Origin of the sequence: Flavobacterium calami, assembly GCF_038290035.1 — a bacterium.
Classification (GTDB): domain Bacteria; phylum Bacteroidota; class Bacteroidia; order Flavobacteriales; family Flavobacteriaceae; genus Flavobacterium; species Flavobacterium calami.
Genome location: NZ_JBBYHS010000001.1, coordinates 311509 through 331209, shown reverse-complemented (window position 1 = coordinate 331209; position 19701 = coordinate 311509). Strand labels below are relative to the sequence as shown.

The 19701-nt window shown below is 36.1% G+C and carries 10 protein-coding genes; 3 read left to right on the top strand and 7 right to left on the bottom strand.

Annotated elements, in window-relative coordinates:
- Window positions 1-5 precede the first annotated feature (5 nt).
- Window positions 6-1373, bottom strand: a complete 1368-nt coding sequence (locus AAEO57_RS01125) for a rhamnogalacturonan acetylesterase (protein ID WP_341688634.1) — start codon at window positions 1371-1373, stop codon at window positions 6-8.
- Window positions 1374-1596: 223 nt separating this feature from the next.
- On the opposite strand from AAEO57_RS01125, the gene AAEO57_RS01120 reads away from it, so the two are divergent.
- The 3 genes from AAEO57_RS01120 (at window position 1597) to AAEO57_RS01110 (ending at window position 9543) form a co-directional block, all read left to right on the top strand.
- Window positions 1597-5223, top strand: a complete 3627-nt coding sequence (locus tag AAEO57_RS01120; RefSeq protein WP_341688631.1) for a DUF4450 domain-containing protein — start codon at window positions 1597-1599, stop codon at window positions 5221-5223.
- 73 nt (window positions 5224-5296) lie between these two features.
- The gene (locus AAEO57_RS01115) at window positions 5297-7492 is read left to right on the top strand and encodes a hypothetical protein (protein ID WP_341688629.1); all 2196 of its coding nucleotides are present in this window, start codon (window positions 5297-5299) and stop codon (window positions 7490-7492) included.
- Window positions 7493-7692: 200 nt separating this feature from the next.
- Window positions 7693-9543: a rhamnogalacturonan lyase gene (locus AAEO57_RS01110; protein WP_341688626.1), complete on the top strand. Its 1851-nt coding sequence runs from the start codon at window positions 7693-7695 to the stop codon at window positions 9541-9543.
- Between the two features lie 107 nt (window positions 9544-9650).
- On the opposite strand, the gene AAEO57_RS01105 is transcribed toward AAEO57_RS01110, so the two are convergent.
- The 6 genes from AAEO57_RS01105 to AAEO57_RS01080 all read right to left on the bottom strand — a co-directional run bounded on the left by AAEO57_RS01105 (window position 9651) and on the right by AAEO57_RS01080 (window position 19670).
- On the bottom strand, window positions 9651-11033 hold the full coding sequence (locus tag AAEO57_RS01105; protein ID WP_341688624.1) for a T9SS type A sorting domain-containing protein: 1383 nt from the start codon (window positions 11031-11033) through the stop codon (window positions 9651-9653).
- Between the two features lie 76 nt (window positions 11034-11109).
- On the bottom strand, window positions 11110-12258 hold the full coding sequence (locus AAEO57_RS01100; protein WP_341688623.1) for a cytochrome-c peroxidase: 1149 nt from the start codon (window positions 12256-12258) through the stop codon (window positions 11110-11112).
- 3 nt (window positions 12259-12261) lie between these two features.
- Window positions 12262-13728: a hypothetical protein gene (locus AAEO57_RS01095; RefSeq protein WP_341688622.1), complete on the bottom strand. Its 1467-nt coding sequence runs from the start codon at window positions 13726-13728 to the stop codon at window positions 12262-12264.
- Window positions 13715-15199, bottom strand: coding sequence for a RagB/SusD family nutrient uptake outer membrane protein (locus AAEO57_RS01090; RefSeq protein ID WP_341688620.1), 1485 nt, complete (start codon window positions 15197-15199; stop codon window positions 13715-13717). The genes AAEO57_RS01095 and AAEO57_RS01090 overlap by 14 nt, the downstream gene beginning before the upstream one ends.
- A gap of 4 nt (window positions 15200-15203) precedes the next feature.
- A complete protein-coding gene (locus tag AAEO57_RS01085; protein ID WP_341688618.1) occupies window positions 15204-18554 on the bottom strand; it encodes a SusC/RagA family TonB-linked outer membrane protein in 3351 nt (1116 codons plus the stop codon).
- Between the two features lie 12 nt (window positions 18555-18566).
- Window positions 18567-19670 (bottom strand): FecR family protein, encoded by a 1104-nt coding sequence (locus AAEO57_RS01080; RefSeq protein WP_341688616.1) that lies wholly within the window; start codon window positions 19668-19670, stop codon window positions 18567-18569.
- Between the last annotated feature and the right edge of the window lie 31 nt (window positions 19671-19701).

The window sequence follows — 19701 nt, the reverse complement described above, 5'->3', positions numbered from 1 at the left end:
AATGGTTAGTTGCCATCTGGTTTAGTAACTTCATATCGGTCACTCATTGGAAGTGTCCAGTTTGAAATATAATTAGGTTTCTTGGGATTGTAATTTGGAACTTCTTTTTGAATTTGTTTTTTTAAAGGAATGTCCAATTCGCGAATTCCTGTAAGGACACAAAGCGCAATTTCGTTTGCTCCAAAGCTATTAAAATGAGTATTATCCTCCAAAGCTTTTACCTGTCCCGGAAAAGTGTTTGCAGGATATTGAACAAAAGCTTTTCTGGAAGGTTCGTCGCCCCAGGTTTCGTATAGTTCGGTTGTCATTTTAGTAACGTCAATAAGAGGAACGTTGTTTTTTTGTGCAACAGTACGCATTGCAGCCGGAAAATCACCGTGGGTTTCTTTTAGAGTTCCGTTTTCATTGAAAGCACGACGTTGTGTTGGAGTTACCAAAACCGGGATAGCACCTTTGTCTTTGGCAGACTGAACAAATTCAGCTAACAGAGTAGAGTAAGAGCCCCAGGCACCATTTCCTTCGCCTTTGATTTTTTCGTCATTATGTCCAAACTCCACAAATAAATAATCACCTTTTTTAATTAAAGAAAGAATCTTTTTTAAACGATTTCCTCTTTTAAAAGAACTCAGTGCAGAGCCTGAAACCGCATAATTCGCAACTACAACAGTACTGTCAAAATAATTGGTTATAAACTGTCCCCAAGAAGCCCATGGTTCCACATCCTGATCGGTAACGGTGGAGTCTCCGGCAAGATAAACCACAGTTAAATTGTCTTTTGGCGTAATTTTTATACTTTGAATTGAAATATCTCCTAAAAATTCTAAAGTAAGCTTGTCGTCCCAGTTCAAAATATCTTTTTCCCTGTCTTTTAGTGAAACATTTTGACTGTCATCAATTTTTGGAGTTCTGACATTTACATTAAAAACTTTGGTTACAGGCTTTCCTTTTTTAATGGAAAGCTGATCCAGCATCAATCTTCGGGATTCTGCTTTTATAGTAACGTTTGTCTGTTTTTCAGAACTTCCCATAACCACTTCAATTTGATAATTTCCTTCCGGAAGTCTTACGGAAAAGTAAGTTGGTTTAAAGGCGGAAAATGTATTTGAATTGATCGTTGCATTCGAAGCCGAATTTAAATCAAAACCATAGCCTGTTGCCGCATTATAAGCTAAAGCGGTATTTATGGGAATCCCTTTATTGTTTTTTTCGGCACTCCCAAAATTGAATAATTTACTTTCATTATTATTAGCTGTGTTATTGTTATTCAGGGAATTAGCTCTCTGATTTAAACTGTTATCAAAACTGAACGCAAACATATTTGTCTGCATCATTAATCCAAGGATTATACAGAATGAAGTTTTAATTTTTATCAAAGTTTTTCTATTTAAATTATTGTATTTTCAAAACTAACGGTTACGTTTTTATATACTATCCTGTACTATGATGTTAAAAAAATGAAAGAACATAAATTATGATATTATAAAAATCAGGTAGGTACAGGATGCTATACCGTAAAAAAACAGAGAAATTGCGTTTAAATTATCAAAATCATTAGGTATTTGATAATGATTATGTGCCTCTGAATTATTAAATTTTATGAAAACCAAAAACAATACCATCCCGAACCTTATTGGCTTGCTATTACTTTGTCCTGCATTACTTATTGGACAGGAAAAACAAGCTGTGCGTAAAATTCATTATGCTCCTGAAGGCAATAGTTTTGTTTTAAAAAATGGTACCCGAAAATTCAACAGAGCGCTTTATGGTTCGAATACTGGATTCAGAGTTGAAACAGGAGATTTGCCGGAATTTGCTATGTACATGCCGGGTATGGGCGGGAATTTTAAACTCGGTCTGGTTAATGGCAAAGACAGCAAATGGATTACCGAAGCTTCAAAAATTGATACAAAATATGTATTGGGAACGATGCAATACGAAATTCAGGATCCAATTTTAGGGAATGGAAAACTGATTGTAAAAGCTGTTGCTTTAAAAGAAAAAGAAGGTTTTATTGTAAAAGTATCAGGAGAAAATTTATCCAAAAAAGTAAATTTAATCTGGGCGTATGGAGGAGCAACCGGTAAAAAATTCAGTCGCGATGGTGATATTGGAGCCGACCCTGAGTCGGTGTTTTATTTGCAGCCTGAATATTGTATCAATAATAAATATACCCTAAAAAAGCAGTCTTTTTTGCTGGAATACGGTTCTGAAAGCAATAAACAGAAAACAGGTAATAACAAAAGTCTTGTTGGTTATTTTCCGGGTCCTGATATCAAGTTAGCTGATCCAAAACACCAAAAAAAACCTTTGGAATTATACAGTTCCAATCCAGAAAATCTAACGCTTGTCACAGGAAAGAGCGCCGTTTCAAAAAACGAATTATTCTGGCTTTTTTCAAGCGAAGATTTAAATTCGGATATTTCTCAAAATGGATTATCACAATTGTATGATAAATCGGTTCGGGAAACACATCTTTTAGCCAATAGAGTTAAAGTAACAACTCCTGACGCTTATATCAACACTTTGGGTTCAGCACTTTCCATTGCCGCTGATGGTATTTGGGAAAGTCCGGCGTATCTTCATGGTGCAATCGCGTGGAGAATGCACCTGAATGCCTGGCGTGGCGCATATACAGCAGATCCTTTGGGCTGGCATGATCGTGCGAAAACTCATTTTACAAGTTACAGCAATTCTCAGGTAACGACTCCTGAAAATGGTCCTATTGTTTTGGATACAGTTCGAAATTTTGCCCGTCAGAAAGAAGTAATGGGAACCTCTATGTTCAGCAGTGGTTACATTAGCCGAAATCCGAATAAAAATACGGTAGCGCATCACTATGATATGAATCTGGTTTTTTTCGATCAGATGCTGAGACATTTTAAATGGACGGGAGATACTTCGTTTATGAAAGAAATGTGGCCCACAATCCAAAGACATTTAAACTGGGAAAAAAGAAACTTTGACCCGGATAATGACGGACTTTACGATGCTTATGCCACAATATGGGCGAGTGACGCATTGCAATACAGCGGTGGTGGTGTGATTCATTCTTCGGCTTATAATTTTTATGCAAATAAAACGGTTGCTGAAGTTGCTAAAAAAATTCAGCAGGACGAAAATCCTTTCATTAAAGAAGCAGATAAAATCCTAAAAGCTTCGAAAGATCAGCTTTGGATTCCTAAAAAAGGCATTTTTGCAGAGTATAAAGATGCAATGGGGAACAGATTATTGCATGATGTTCCCGGTGTCTGGAGTATTTATCACACAATTGACTCTGAATTATCGAATCCGTTCGAGAGTTATCAGATGCTGAGTTATGTGGATAAGCAGATTCCGCATATTCCGATTTCGGCAGAAGGACTTGATAAAACCGATCTTTACACGATAAGCACTACTAATTGGCAGCCTTATACCTGGTCCATCAATAATGTTGCCCTTGCAGAACAATTGCATACTTCTTTGGCTTTCTGGCAGGGCGGACAAACTGAAAAAGCATTTAAGATGTGGGAAAGTGTTTTGATCGAAAGTATGTATCTGGGGGCTTCTCCGGGTGGCTTCGAACAGCTTTTATATCAGGATGCTATTAGAGGTGAATTGTACCGTGATTTTGCTGACCCGATTGGAATGGCGTCGAGAACTTTGGTAGAAGGATTATTCGGAATTCAGCCAGACGCTCTGGCCGGAGTTTTGACAATTCAGCCTGGATTTCCTTCAAAATGGAATCAGGCAACTTTAGATATTCCGGATATTTCAATTGATTTTAAAAGAGAAAACAAAACAGATTCTTATCTTGTAAAAAATCAGTTTACCACAAAAATGAACCTGAAATTGATTGTAAATGCACCTTTTGATGGAATTCAGGATGTAACGGTTAATGGGAAAACGGTTAGCTGGAAAAATATTCCGGAAAGTATCGGAAATCCAAAAATTGCAATTGAGGTTCCGTATGCTGCTGTTTTTGATGTGAAAATTAACTGGCTGGGAGATGTCTTAGAAGAAGTAAAGTCAAGTTTGCCTTCAACAGCCGGAGAATCTCTTGCCCTAACAACAGCGAAGGCAGAAATAATTTCGATCTATGATCCGCAGTCTATTCTGAGTGAAATTTCAAAAACAAATAAATCTTATGAGGCAATTGTTTATGGGAATAAGTTTAAAACCTTTTTTGTTCAGTTAAAACAAGGTGATTTACTTTGGTGGAAACCTATCGAACTGGATTTGAAACCTAAAATAGAATCCCAAATTATTGAGTCAAAAAATAATAACTTAGAGATTTCGCTAAAGAATAATTCCGAGGACAAGATTGAAGGAAATGTAGTTTTTGATGCTTCCGCGAAAGACATTCAGCAAAAGATTATTTTAGATCCAAATCAAAGAGAAACCGTTGTTCTTCCGTTTCAGCAATTGGTTCCGGGAACAAATACATTTTCAGTTAATTCAGGTTCAAATACGATAAAAGAAGTAACTTTTATTAATTGGGATATTCCGTTTAATAGTTTAACAAAAACAGAAACGGTTTCGCTTTCTTCTTTTTTTAATTCGAAAGTGATTGATGTTTTCAATCAGAAATACTTGTCTCCAAGACCACAAACTGTAACTTTACAGCTTCCGACAAACGGAATAGGAAATTGGTGTTACCCAAATGTTTCTGTAAATATTGACGATTCAGGATTGCGTGGAAAGGCTAAATCAACCGGAGAGATTTTAACGCCATATGGTTTTTCGTTTAAAACACCTTCTGATGAAAATCAGAAAAATATCATTTTTACATCACAGTGGGATAATTTTCCAAAAAGCGTTAGTATTCCTTTAAACGGAAAAGCGTCACACATTTATTTCATGGTGGCCGGAACTACAAATCCGATGCAAAGCCGTATCGTAAATGGTGAAATTCAGGTAAATTACACAGACGGAACTTCGGAAATTTTACAATTGAAAAACCCAGAAAACTGGTGGCCTATCGAACAGGATTATTTTGTTGACGGACTGGCGTTTACAACAGAAGCCCCAAAACCGCCAAGAGTCTATTTGAAATCAGGTGAAATTTCGAGAACTTTCAAAGATTTTACCACTATAAAAGGATATTCTAATTTTGGAATTGATGGCGGAGCAGGAACGATTCTGGATTTACCTTTAAACAAAAATAAAACCTTAAAAAATCTTACTCTGAAAGCAATAGCCAATGATGTGGTGATTGGTTTGATGAGTGCTACTTTAATTAGATAATTTGATAATTAGAAAATTAGTCAATTGCCTAAACTTGAAACTGAACGATCAAAATTAAAAACTTAATATTCAAATGAAAAAATATCAATTAATTATTGCATTTGTATTTTCGATTTCGCTGTCAGCTCAGCAAAAAATAGACAGGAAAGCATTGGTAACAAGACACAATGTTCAAATTACTGCAATAGATACTTTAGCTTCTTTAACTGTAGGTAACGGTACTTTTGCTTTTACAGTTGATGCTACGGGACTGCAAAGTTTTCCAGAGAAATACCAAAACGGGATTCCGCTTGGAACGCAATCGGAATGGGGTTGGGACAGTTATAAAAATACCGAAAATTATAAGTTTTCTGAGACTTTAAAGGACGTGGATCAGTATGGTCGTAAGATTTCATATTCAACACAAATTAAAGAACCTGCACGAAAAAAAGAAGCAGTCGAATGGTTTCGTCAGAACCCGCATTTGTTGCAATTGGGAAATATAGGTTTTGAAATCACCAAAAAAGACGGCAGTTTGGTAAAGCCGGAAGATATTAAAGCCATTAATCAAAAGCTGAATTTATGGACCGGAAAAATTGAGAGCTATTTTGAGGTGGAAGGCACTCCTGTGAAAGTGACAACGGCTTGCGATCAGACAAAAGATGCTTTAGGTTTTAAAGTAGAATCGGATTTAATTCAGCAAGGGCGTTTGAAAATTCGTATCCGAATCCCTTTTCCAACAGGACTATGGGGTGATATGGGTACGAAATGGGAAGAAAAACAGGATGTGGCTATTTCAAAGGTTGCTATTGCCGGGACTGATATGGGGAAAAAATGGGGAGGAAAACAAGATTATACAAGCAATCTGAAAATCAAAAATAAATCAGAAGCTACCATTACACATATAATGGACAGTATTTCGTATGATATTAATCTGAAATGGAAAGGGACTGCATCGATTAAAGAAAAAGCAAAGCATTATTTTGTTGTAGAACCTTCAAAAAGCAGTACAATTGAATTGAGTTGTTCATTTATCCAAACAGATAAAAATAAATCTGCAATTCCTTCATTTGAAGCGATTGAAAAAAGCAGTATCGGTGGTTGGGAATCCTTTTGGAAAAGTGGAGCAGCGGTTGATTTTTCAGGCAGTACAGACAAGCGTGCAAACGAATTGGAGCGTCGTGTGATTCTTTCGCAATACCTGACTAAATTACAATGTACAGGAAAAGTTCCGCCACAGGAAACAGGTTTAACTTACAACAGCTGGTTCGGAAAACCACACTTAGAAATGCATTGGTGGCACGGCGTACATTTTGCACTTTGGGACAGACCGGAATTACTGGAAAAAAGCCTTCCGTGGTATCAGAAAGTTTTCGATAAAGCTAAAAATATCGCCAAAAGACAAGGTTTTGAAGGGGCAAGATGGCAAAAAATGACAGATTATGATGGTAATGAAAGTCCGTCGTCGGTGGGGGCATTCCTGATTTGGCAGCAGCCGCATTTTATCACCTATGCAGATTTGATCTATCAGGCAAAACCAACAACCGGAACATTAAATTTATACAGCGAACGTGTTTTTGCAACGGCAGATTTTATGGCTTCATTCGCTAATTACGACAGTAAAAATGATCGTTACGTTTTAGGGCCGGGCGTGATTCCGGCGCAGGAAAGATTCAAAGCCATCGAAACTTTTAACCCAACCTATGAACTGGCATACTGGAACTGGGCTTTGAAAACAGCAATCAACTGGAAGAAGAAACTAAACCAGAAAGTTCCTGAAAAGTGGGAAGACGTTTTGAAAAAACTATCGCCATTGCCAATTGCAAAAGAGGTGTATCTGGCGACAGAAAGTGCAACAGACTCCTACACAAATCCTGAGTTTAAAACAGATCATCCGTCTGTTTTAGGAACTTTCGGAATGCTTCCGGAAACTTCCCTTCTGGATAAAAAAATCATGAAAAACACTTTCAATCTGGTTTGGGATACCTGGACATGGGATAAAACCTGGGGTTGGGATTTTCCGATGACTGCCATGTCTGCAGCCCGTTTGCAAATGCCTGAAAAAGCGATTGATGCCTTGTTTATGAATGTAACTACGAATACGTATCTGAAAAACGGACACAATTATCAATCGCCAAGACTAACGCTTTATCTTCCGGGTAATGGAGGATTACTAACAGCAGTTGCTATGATGTGCGCCGGCTGGGAGGGAAATACCATTGAAAATCCGGGGTTTCCTAAAGACGGAACATGGAAAGTCAGAAGTGAAGGATTTAAGAAGATGTTTTAATTTTATTGAAGATGCTAAGTTGCTAAGGTTCTGAGGTGCTAAGTTTTTTTTAATCTCGCAAAGTCGCTAAGACGCAAAGAAAAATATAAAATCAAAACTTTGCGATTCTGCGACTTTGCGAGATTATTTTTTTTTTAAAGTAAACCTTAACTGTAAAAGGCAGTCTAAACTTGCGTTAAACTTTACCAACCAAACCAATTATGAAAAATAGAATTTTAGTAACGTTATTCCTTTTGTCTGGTTCAATTTTGTTTGCCCAAAGACAAATGGAAAATTTAGATCGTGGCGTAGTTGCCATAAAAGACAAAGGTCAGTTTTTTATCAGCTGGCGGGTGTTAGGAACAGATACAGATGATCTGGCTTTTAATCTATATCGAAAAAGCGGTTCAAAACAAGCTGTAAAATTAAATGAAAAGCCTATAACAGGTGCTACGAATTTTGTTGATACAAAAGCCAATCCGAACGGAGAAAATACCTGGTTTGTAAAAACGGTTTTAAAAGGAAAAGAGGCAGAAGCTAAAGGAAGTTTTACGATTCTGGCTTCAAGTCCGGACAAGGATTATTTGTCAATTGCGATAAAACCGGTTGAAGGGTATATTTCGAATGATTTATCCACAGGCGATTTAGACGGAGACGGAAAATACGATTTGGTAGTTCATATGACCGGAAAAGGGCATGATAATTCACATACCGGAATAACTGATCCGCCTATTTTTCAGGCGTATACTTTAGAGGGGAAATTTTTATGGCAGATTAGTTTAGGCAAAAACATTCGTGAAGGACCGCATTATACACAGTTTATGGTCTATGATCTGGATGGTGACGGAATTGCAGAACTGGTTTGTAAAACAGCTGACGGAACTACGGACAGTCAGGGAAATGTGGTTGGAGATGCTTCAAAAGACTGGGTTGACAGAGATCAAAAATCTGGAACTTATGGAAAAATTTTAAAAGGTCCTGAATATCTTTCCGTTTTTGATGGAAAAACTGGAAAACTGGTTACAACCACAGATTATATTCCAGAGCGTGGTGATTTGGCTGGCTGGGGCGGACATGGAGGAAGCGGAGGAAATGACACCAAAGGAAACAGAATTGACCGTTTTACAGCCTGTGTTGCTTATCTGGATGGCATTCACCCAAGCGTGGTAATGTGCCGTGGCTATTATGGAAGAACTGTTTTAGCAGCCTTCGATTTTAAAAATAAAAAACTGACTTCAAGATGGGTTTTTGACAGTAAGGATGCTGAAAATCCGTATTCCGGAATGGGAAATCATGGTCTTACGGTTGCTGATGTTGATAACGACGGAAAAGATGAAATCATTTACGGATCTATGTGTGTAGATGATAATGGCAAAGGATTGTACACGACCGGTTTCAGACATGGTGATGCGCTGCACGTTTCAGATTTGGATTTAGAGGTTCCGGGTTTAGAAGCTTTTGGAATCCATGAAATTGAAAATAAAACCACAGGTCCGGGAGTAACGTTGTTTTCTGCAGCTGATGGAAAAGTTTTGTTTACCGATTCTCCTAATGAAGATGTTGGCAGAGGGGTTGCAGATAATATTGATCCAACCAGAAAAGGTGCACAATGCTGGTGGTCAGGCTCTCCGTTTTTATATGATATGAAAGGAAATAAAATAGGGGATGCTCCAAAATCAATCAACTTCCTCATTTATTGGGATGGAGATACTTCAAGAGAATTACTGAATTCAAATTATATTGAAAAATATGGTAAAGGGAGATTATTTACTGCAACAGGAGCGGTTTCGAATAATGGCACCAAATCAACTCCTGCGCTTTCTGCAGATATTTTGGGAGACTGGAGAGAAGAACTGATTTTAAGAAGCGAAGACAATAAAGAATTACGAATTTATTCGACTACAATTCCAACAGATGTAAAGCAGTATACTTTGATGCACGATCCTCAGTACCGTTTGAGTATTGCCTGGCAAAATATAGGGTATAATCAGCCGCCTCATCCCGGATTTTATTTTGGAAGCGGAATGCAGCCGGCTCCAAAACCTAATATTGTTTTAGTTCCTAAGAAGTAATAGTTTCTATTAAGACAGCAATAAAAAAGTCCGTTTCAAATATATGAAACGGACTTTTTAGGTTTGTGATGGGGCAAAAACAAACTTATTTATATTAAAAATTACAACTATTTGATAATTATTTTAGTCGTTGAAGTCAGGCTGTTTTTAGTCAGTTTTAAAATATACAAACCTGATTTTAAATTTAAATGAAATGAATTATCATTTGTTTTACCGGCAGCTTGTTTTTTACCTAACACATCAAACACTTCGTATTGTATGGTTTCATTATCAGCATTATTGATAAAGAAATTTCCATCAGAAGGATTTGGATAAACGGCTACTGATTTTAATACATTGTTATCATCAACTGAAAGTACTGATGGCGTGTAAATAAAAAGTTCATTTCCAGTTGTACCATTATCACCTTCAAAAAATAATTTTCCGTTTAAAACAGCAATATTATCAATATCAAAAATAGTGTCATCAACTCGTTCAATGATTGTACCATCTGTTTTGTATAAATATTTCAAAGTACCATTTTGACCTGAATAGTATAAATAACTATTTAAAACAGTAAAATCTGAAGGGTTGTGATCGCCTGTTATATTGCTTAAATTTGTAATAGTATCAGCTGCGGGGTCGTAAACCCAAAGTTGATCGCCAGAAGTACCGTTATCAGCTTCAAAATATAATTTACCATTCCAATTAAATAAACTTGTAGCACCAGTTAGTGATGTTGCAGCGGTTACAACTACAGTGCCTGCAGTAGTTCCATCTGTTTTCCATAAAATACCAGCTCCGGCTTCAAAATATAATTCGCTACCCACTACGGTAAAGTTGCTAATGCCAGCATTATTTCCATAATCTGTGATGTTCTTTATAAGCGTAAAGGTATCATTTGCTGGGTCATAAGCATATAATTTCAAACCTAAAGCATCAGTAGTATAACTCATATAGCAAAAGATTTTGTTATTAAAAGGTATAAATATTCCTCCTGTAACACTTTCATCACCTGTACCTACATCAGCTACGTTTGCAGTTTCGGTTCCGTTAAATTCATACAATCTATTAGTATTCGCGTAGTATACTAAATTATTGAATTCTACTGGGTTAAGCATAAAAGAATGAACTGTTTTTTCCGTTCCAGATTCTGTACCATCGGTTTTAAATAAAACATTTCCTGAACCTGCATTCGCTGAAAAATATAAATTTGAATTGTAGCTAAAAAAGCCTGTTGGAATTGAATTGTTACTACCGGGTCTTAAATCTTTTACAAAGGTAGTTCCAGTGGCTGTACCATCGGTTACCCATAACTCTTTCCCTAAATCTACAGCACCAGGGCTATTTGTTCCAGTAGCATCATCGGCTCCAAAATATATTTTATTATTAAAGACTATTAAATTTTCTGGCGAAGAGTTTCCTGTTCCATTATTTATGTCTTTCACCAGACTTATTTGCCCAAACGACAGGGCGGATATTAATAATAAAAAAAGGTATTTGTTTTTCATATTTTATTGGTATTAAGTATTAAGATTTAATATTTTAAAAATTACTAATTACTAAGGACTAATAACTAATAACTAACTATTTTGGAAGATCCGGAGCCATAATTCTTCTGGTTGGCGTGCTTAAAGTTTCGATAAAAGCCAATAAATCGCTCATTTCTTCTTTGCTTAAATTTAATTTCTTAAGCATTGGATCTACTTTTGGTATCAATGAATCACGTGGCGTTCCGAGGTATTTTTTCTGAACAGGAGAGGGGTTGCCTAAATTGTAAAGCTCTACAACATCCAATAAAGTTGGAAAATGCCCGTGATGCATCCATGGTCTTGTATTGACTACTTCACGAAGCGTAGGCGTTCTGAATTTGCCTATATCTTTCACGTCTTTAGTCACATTGTAGCGTCCAAAATCTTCATTTTTTGTTCCAAATAAAACCTGCCCATCATTATGGAATTGGTTGTCACTGAAATAAGGTGTGTTATGACAGTTGATACATTGTGCTTTGGTTCTGAACAAATGAAGGCCTTTTACCTGCTGATCGGTATAAGCTTCTGATTTTCCGCTAACGAAATGATCGAATTTACTTTTTGGACTATTAATTGATCTTTCGAATGTAGCAATGGCATATTGAATTCGCTCAAGAGTTACTTTTTTGTCTCCAAAAGCAGCTTCAAAAAGCGGATTATACCCTTTTATTTTTCCAATTTTACCGACAGCAATTGTTAGTTTTTCATTCATTTCTAAAGGATCGCTCACAGGAAACTGTGCCTGATCTTCTAAACTCTTCGCACGGCCGTCCCAAAATAAGGAAGTAGCATAAGCTGAGTTTAAAATAGTCATAGAATTTCGTTTTCCGGTCTGGCGGTCATGACCAAAAGAACGGGTCAGGTTATCGGTCCATCCCAATTCCGGATTGTGGCAGGAAGCACAGGCAATTTGTCCGCTCAAAGACAATCTTGGATCAAAAAACAATATTTTTCCCAGACTTTCTTTTTCCTTAGAATACGGATTGTAAGCCGGATAAGGCACAGCAGGAAGTACCCCGATATCCTGAAATTTAGATTTATCTATACTTTCGTGCAATTCTGCAGCAGGCCATTTTGAGGCATCTCCGCTGGAATATAGCTTTCGTAATTCGGGAATATCAATATAATCAGGTTCTTCGATACTTTTGTACGCTGTTAGACTCAACAGTAATAAAGCGGGTACTATTATTTTTTTTACTTTCATAATTTAAAGATCAATTGCAGTTCTACAAGGTTCATCTAATGGCGCTACTGTTGGGAAACCATTTTTGTTATAAATTTTGTATTTACCTGTAACTGTTCCTCCAAATAGTTTCTCGTTGGTAAGTTTTAATTCAAAAGAAATTTCAAATAAACCGGTACTTATTTCTTTGTAAATTCCTTCACCTTCAATAGCAATATTGTAACTGTTTCCATTTGTTCCGGCAATTTTAATGTACTGCGGAATTACAAGAACAGTTCCGTTTGTTTTACTGTTTCCGTTTTCAGGGAAAAATTCAAGGGCAGAGCTTATGTTAAAACCGGGTGAATTGGCTGCAGTACTGCTTGGATTAGTAAACCATCTTTTTAAGTTAAAAGAGTTTACTGTATTAGTTCCCGAAGCCACACGGAAACCAATTTTGAATGCATCGTGATAAATGTCGTCGTTAGGATTTGTAGTGCCTTTGTCGCTGTACAAAATAGCATTTGGATTGTCTTTTGTAACAACTACCGGGAAAGTCAGGGCATTAAAAGCCTGCCAAACGCACGTACCACTTCTGTCAAACCAGTTTACACCATAAGTTAAATAATTTGAATTGGATAAATCATAAAATTTTGAAGCCGGATTGGCTAAAACATCACGAGGTGTTTTGATTGGTTTTTTAATCGTCAGGATCGTATTTCCGTTGGCAATATAATTTGACACGCTGTTTAATGTGATATCAGTTCGGTATTCTGCATCATCATTTTGGATATCTTCCAAAAGGGTCAAATGATAGGTAATCGAACTTCTGTTGTCTCCAAAATCGTCATGAGTTAAAGAATAATCAAATCCTTTTAAAAAACTAAATATCTCAAGATTTTCAATTTCTGAAGGAATAAAACCATTAGGGAAATTTACTTTAAAATCTACTTTTTCGCCAATTTCCCCTTTGATTGTAAAGTCTTTTACCGGAAAGTTGTACGTTGTGGCCACCTCTCCTAAATTGATGGTAAAAGTAGTATTAGGCGCTTCGGTATTCAGGTTTCCTATATGAATCAAAGGATCAGAAGCGTTTTCTAATTTTAAGGTAATACTCTGTTTGTTCTGCCATCTTTTATCAAAAGAAACAAAAATGGTATCAATTAGTTTGTTTCCCTCAAATACTAATTGATTTTCGGGTTGTACACTAAAAGTGTTTACGTCACCTGAAGTAGCAGCACTAAAATTTACTGTAACCGGATTTTTTAAAGTTGTTGTAGTTAAAGCAACAGGGACTTTTAAGGTTTTAACAGATTTGTTTTCATAAGTATTTACAGGAATCTGTCCTGTATTTACCGATGGATACTCCAATGGTACGCCGGTAGAACTGGTGATGAAATTAAAACGTACAAAAGGATCAACACTTTTGTCTAATTTGTAATCATCTTTAGAACAAGAATAAAACAGCACTAAAGCAGTACTTAATACAGATATAAATTTAATACGATTCATTTTGTTTCAGGTTTGCGTTTAGATAAATATTATTTAGTGGTATTGGCAATACAAATTTTGGAGACGGATAAGAAGGGCTGCAATTCAGAGAGATACACCCATCATTTCTGGAAGGGCTTTTTTTGTTTCGGACAATGTCAAAAAACAAATGCCCCTCGAAACAAAGCTCTTTTCTTCTTTCTAAAAATATAGCGTCTTCAAGGTTTTCTGTATCAGTAAGTAAACTGGCATTGGCTCTTCCGCGGATGATATTGAGGTCGGTTTTTGCCTGATCGGTATTGTTTAGTTTTAAAGCAGCTTCAGCGCGAATTAGATACTGTTCGCTTAATCTGAAACTCACGTAGGCTGCATTTCCCTGAAATTTTTTAGTAAAATAGTAATTGACTTTTACCAATTGGTTGTTTATCAAGGTTAAAATAGGTCTTTCTAAGAACATCTGTTTTCTGATATCCGTTGCAGAATACAGATCTAATAAATCCTGAGATGCGATGTAATTATTATAAACAGTTTCAGATGTATAACCAAAAAAAGCAAACATAGAGTTTGCCCCTGTACCTGATGAATTGTCTCCTGGAATTGAAAGTTCTAATAAAATTTCAGAAACAGGAGTGTCTTGTTTTTCCCATTGTGCAATATAATCTGCTGTGGACATTAAATTTACTCCTGAGTTTGTAATGACATCATTTGCTGTATCGTAAGCATTTTTCCAGTCACTTTTAGACAAATAAACCCTTGCCAATAATGCTTTTGCGCTTGTAGCATTAAAGTATGAATAAGCAGGTCCGGCAGAAAGCAAAGTGTTGGAATACAGACTTAACGCTGTTGTAATATCCTCGATAATCAATGAATACGTTTTAGCAACCGTTTCCCTTGCAGGATATTTCAGTCCTTTGGTAATAGATTGTGTATTGTAAATGATTCCCAAATGCGATGCATCTTCAGTAAAACCATAGTTTTGGCTATACACTTCGCTTAATAAGAAGTGTGAATAGGCTCTTATAGTTAAAGCTTCTGCTTTTATTTCGTTTTTCTCAGTTTCAGTAGCATCAGGAAGTGCATCCGTAAATTCTAAAATCAAATTGCACTGGTTAATAATGTCATAACTGCCAGTGTAAAATGATGCAAAATCAGAATCTACAGATTTGTCGTCAAACGAATATAGATTTTCGATATTAGTAGGTGTAACAATTTCGCCTACACCTGATGATCGGGTAGTAGGATAGGGAGTGAATTTTATATTCCCGCCCTGTAGATCTGCATAGGTTCCAAAACGTTCACTTCTTAGATTAGCTTCTAGTTCTCTGTAAGTACCATTAAGAGCCTGTAAAACACCATTTTTAGTAGCCAACTGTTCTGTTACCGAGATTTGTGTGCCTGGTTCCTGTTCTAAAAAATCACTGCAGCTTTGCAATAAAAGCATCGCCACAAGTATCGAAAATGTAAATTGTTTTATGTTTTTAAAGTAGTTCATCTTTTTAAAATTTAGTGTTAACTCCAAAAGAAATAGTTCTTGCCTGCGGATAGGTGTAGCTTAATTCTCTGATACCGTTCATTCCTGACGGACTCTTTTCCTTATACCAATACAAGGCATTTGAAACATCTCCAAATACAGTTAAGGAATCAATAAAAGTGTTTTTTAAAGGAACGTTATAGCTTAAGTTGATGTTATTGATTTTGATGTAAGTGGCATCATAAACGTACTTGCTCATATTGGCCATTATGGTATTGTTGCTGGGAACAGCCTGCGAAACGATATCTCCCTGTTTTCTCCAGTAATCATAGGCATTTACAGTCATATTTCGATTGGAAGTTGTTCTGTATTTTGCAATGATTTCTTCTGAAACCAGTTTGTCTCCGCCCCATTGGAAGGCACCAGTAATAGACAAGCTAATGCGATTATTGATTGAAAAAGTATTACTGAATCCACCATAGGCATCTGGCTGGGTATTACCAATTGGCTCCCAGTCTGCTTCTGTAAAAAGACTGTTATAAGTAGCAGCATCATATACTTTTCCGTCTTTTTTGATAAGGTCTCTTCCTGTTGCCGGATCAACGCCTACCCAGTTGGCTCCCCAAATTACAGATGTACTGTAGCCTACTTTTTGAGCAAGTGCCTTGCTTGCGGTAGAATAGCTGCTTCCTAAACCTATTAGGTCGGTTACCTTATTGTCTACGGTTGAAATATTGAATGAAGTGGTCCATTTGAATTTATCTTTTTGAAACCATTTAATTCTTGTGCTAAGTTCAATCCCTTTATTGTACATACTGGAACCGTTTATCTGCATAGTTCCGTATCCTAATTCTGTAGGAATGCTTCGGCCGGTAATCATGTCTTTTTTGTTGTCATAATAATATTCTAATGTAAGTTCTACTGCATTGAATACATTAAAATCAACACCTGCATTAAATTTCAGGTTTCTTTCCCAGCTTAATTTCCCGTTTGGTGAAGTTCCGGCTGTAGCATCTGTGGAGCCATTATATCCATTTTGTGTAATATTATAAAGTCCTTTAGAGGTGTAAGAACCAATTCTGGAATTACCTGTCGAACCATAACTTACTTTGAGTTTTAATAAATCAATCCACGAATTTGATTTCAGGAAATCCTCATTACTGGTAATCCAGGCGAATCCACCGCCACTATTGTATGCTACATCTGAATCGTTACCAAAAACAGAACTTTGGTCACGTCTGATATTAAATAAAGCGTAATATTTCTTTTTATAATTGTAATTAATCTGAGTAAACATAGAAACTCTGGAACTATTACTGATTTCTCCGCCGGCAATCTGTCTCTCGTAAGTTTCGTCGACAGGTGTTTCTATATTATCATCCTGAAGGGCATCACGAATTCCTTGAATTTCAGTGTAATTCACAAAACCTGAAGCAGATGCATAATTGTAATTGCCTTTTTCTTCAGCAAGTTCAAATCCTAAAACACCATCAATAGTATTGTTTTTATTGATTTGCTTGTTGAAAAGCATTTGTCCCTGCCAGTTCCATTTTGTAGTATTTCTTTGGTTCATAAGACGTTTTCCCCAGTTATTATAAGTAATTCCGTCTAAAATAAATGTTCCGTTATTTTGTCCACTTTCATTTTCTCCCGAAAACCAACGATCCTGAGTTTTGTCAACATAATCCATTCCGAATAAAGTGTTGAATTTTATGTTATTGTTCAGTTTATATTCTACATTTAAACTCCCTAAAACCCCATAGCTGTCGGTTTCATTTTTGTTTTGCTCGATTGCTGCCAAAGGATTTCCACCGGTATTTCCTCCCGATACCCCAAGCATTGAGTAACTTCCGTCTGCGTTGTAAGGAGATAAAGTCGGGATATAAGCAAAATCATAATAGATATTTGGAGCATCTTTTTTAATATAACTCGGGTTTAATGATAAATTGATATCCCATTTTGATTGTCTGAAACCTAAACTTATTCCACCGTTAAGCTGTTTTGTTGTATTTCCCATCTGAGGTTCATCAATATTCAGATAGGTAAGGTTCGTGCGGTAAGAGAATTTGGAGTTTGCTCCTGAAACACTAAAATTATATTTATTATAAATTCCGGTTTGATTCAATAAGTCAAACCAATTAGTATTAATACCATTATAAGGCACAGGAACATAACCAACTGATGTATTCTTTAAATATTCATTTCGAAGTTCTGTATATTGTTCGCCATTCAGGTATTTAATCTGGTTGATAGCTTCTGAAACTCCAAGCTGATTGGAAAAAGTAAATTTGGTTTTCCCTAATTTTCCTCTTTTAGTGGTAATTAAAATTACACCATTTGCTCCATCAGCACCATAGATTCCTACTGCTGCTGCGTCTTTTAGTACAGTCCAGCTTTCAATGTTGTCAGGCGAAATCATAGCCAGAGGATTCGATAAGCCTTCCGCTAACCTTCCTCCATCAAAATAGGAACTATCTATACCGGATTGTTCACTCATAATAACACCATCAATAATAATTAAGGGTTGTGTAGAAGTGCCAAGAAGAGGATTACCTAAAGATTTAATTGTTCCTTCTCCACGAATATTGATTTTTACAGGTCCGCCAATACCCGAAGTATTTTCAATTAAAACTCCTGCAATCTGTCCTTCCAGCATTTTATCAATACTTTCAGAAGCCTGCTGTACGGGAATATCTTTTGCTGTAATAGTCGAAATACTTCCTACAATTTCTTCCTTTAGCTTTTTCGTTCCGTATGATGAAGTAATAACAACCGGATTCAGCTCATCTACAGCTTCTTCAAGGTAAAAAGTAAAATTATTTTTAGTACCGACTTCCTGTTCCTGAGTTACCATTCCGAGCAGTACAACCTGAAGTATAACATTATTTATGTCTTTTTCTCTTAATTGATAAATGAATCTTCCGTCAATATCGCTGATGGCACCTCTTCCGGTTCCTTTGACCATTATTGTAGCTCCGGGTAAGGGTGATTTATCTCTGGCATTTAGTACAACTCCTTTGATTGTTCTTTCTGTTTCTTCTGAACTATCGGTTGAAGCAGGAGCAGAGCTCGTCAATAAAACCTGTTTTTTCTGAATATAAAACGAAATGTTTTTGCCTTTAAATAATTTTGTTAAAGCAGTTTCCAGGGATACATTATTCACATTGATACTGGCTTTTTGATCAGCATCTATCTTTTTGGCATTGTATATAATCCTAAAATCACTTTGTTCTTCAATAGATTTGATAATCAGGCTTATGGGCTCGTTATTGAAATGCAATGTAATCGGCTTTTTTTGTGAAAAACCTTTAAAACAGGATAAGAGAATGGCTAAGAAAAATATAATTTTTCTTGAAGGATTTTTCGTAAATGTCATGTTTTTAGTGGTTTATGGAAGTTTGGTTATGGTAATGGTATTTTGCTGAACCGAGTATTCAAAAGGGGTGTCACGTTTCAGGAGTTCTAAAATGTCTTCGACACTCGATTCACTAATTTTAATTGTCCCGGTAAAATTCTGTTTGGCCAAATCCGAATTTTTATTGATAATTTCAACATCGTAGGTTCGCTGAATTATTTTTACGATAGTTGAAAACGGGGTATCCTGAAAAGTGAGTTCGCCTTTTGTCCAGGCTGAGTAAAAAGCAGAATCGACAGACTTTGTTGTGATTTTCTTCGTACTGTTTTGCCATGTAGCCATTTGGTTTGGTTTCAGCAATACAGAATTGGATGGATTTTGAGTTTCATACATCCGAATGCTTCCTTCGACCAAAACACTATTTACTGTAGGAGTTTCAGCATAAGCACTCACATTGAATTTGGTACCTAAAACTTCAATGTCAGCCTTATTTGCATTAACTATAAACGGATGTCCTTTGTCTTTGGCAACTTCAAAAAACGCTTCACCGGTTAAATAAACAGTTCTTTTTCCGTTAATTCCAAACTGTTCAGGATAGCGTAAAGTGGTTCCGGAGTTCAAAGTTACTTCAGTTCCATCTGAGAGTGTAAGTTTAAATGTTTTACCGTAAGGAACTTTAAGAGAGTTATATATAACTTCATCATCTTTTGTTTTTCCAAAATAAACAATTTGGCCAGGAAGTTTTTTAGCAATCAGTTCGCCTTTGTCATTAATTATGTTGCTGTGATTATTTTTTGTGATATATTCTGTCTGACCATTGCCAAGTTCAAGTACAATTTCTTTAGAATGTTTTGCTCTTGGGTTAAAATTGAAAGCTATTTTTATTAAACCAAGTAATACAATAAAGACGGCTGCATACTGAAAGTATTTACGAGTCTTATTTTTACGTTTAATTTTAATTATTGGAGCAGTATTGATAGAAATATTTTCTGTTAAAGCTGAAAGTGCCCACGTCTTCTTTATAGAGATAAACTGTTTTTTGTTTTCTTCAGAAGCATCGATCCATTCAAAAAGGTTTTGAATTTCCTGCTCTGTGGCTTCATTAGATAGATACTTATAAATTATTTCTGATGGCATAATTTGTTTTTAAAACTTCCTGTTATTATAA

What these genes read in the sequence shown, in the direction of transcription:
- AAEO57_RS01105 (WP_341688624.1), bottom strand. Translation starts at nt 11,033, where the DNA reads ATGAAAAACAAATACCTTTTTTTATTATTAATATCCGCCCTGTCGTTT.
- AAEO57_RS01110 (WP_341688626.1), top strand. Translation starts at nt 7,693, where the DNA reads ATGAAAAATAGAATTTTAGTAACGTTATTCCTTTTGTCTGGTTCAATT.
- AAEO57_RS01100 (WP_341688623.1), bottom strand. Translation starts at nt 12,258, where the DNA reads ATGAAAGTAAAAAAAATAATAGTACCCGCTTTATTACTGTTGAGTCTA.
- AAEO57_RS01090 (WP_341688620.1), bottom strand. Translation starts at nt 15,199, where the DNA reads ATGAACTACTTTAAAAACATAAAACAATTTACATTTTCGATACTTGTG.
- AAEO57_RS01120 (WP_341688631.1), top strand. Translation starts at nt 1,597, where the DNA reads ATGAAAACCAAAAACAATACCATCCCGAACCTTATTGGCTTGCTATTA.
- AAEO57_RS01095 (WP_341688622.1), bottom strand. Translation starts at nt 13,728, where the DNA reads ATGAATCGTATTAAATTTATATCTGTATTAAGTACTGCTTTAGTGCTG.
- AAEO57_RS01080 (WP_341688616.1), bottom strand. Translation starts at nt 19,670, where the DNA reads ATGCCATCAGAAATAATTTATAAGTATCTATCTAATGAAGCCACAGAG.
- AAEO57_RS01085 (WP_341688618.1), bottom strand. Translation starts at nt 18,554, where the DNA reads ATGACATTTACGAAAAATCCTTCAAGAAAAATTATATTTTTCTTAGCC.
- AAEO57_RS01115 (WP_341688629.1), top strand. Translation starts at nt 5,297, where the DNA reads ATGAAAAAATATCAATTAATTATTGCATTTGTATTTTCGATTTCGCTG.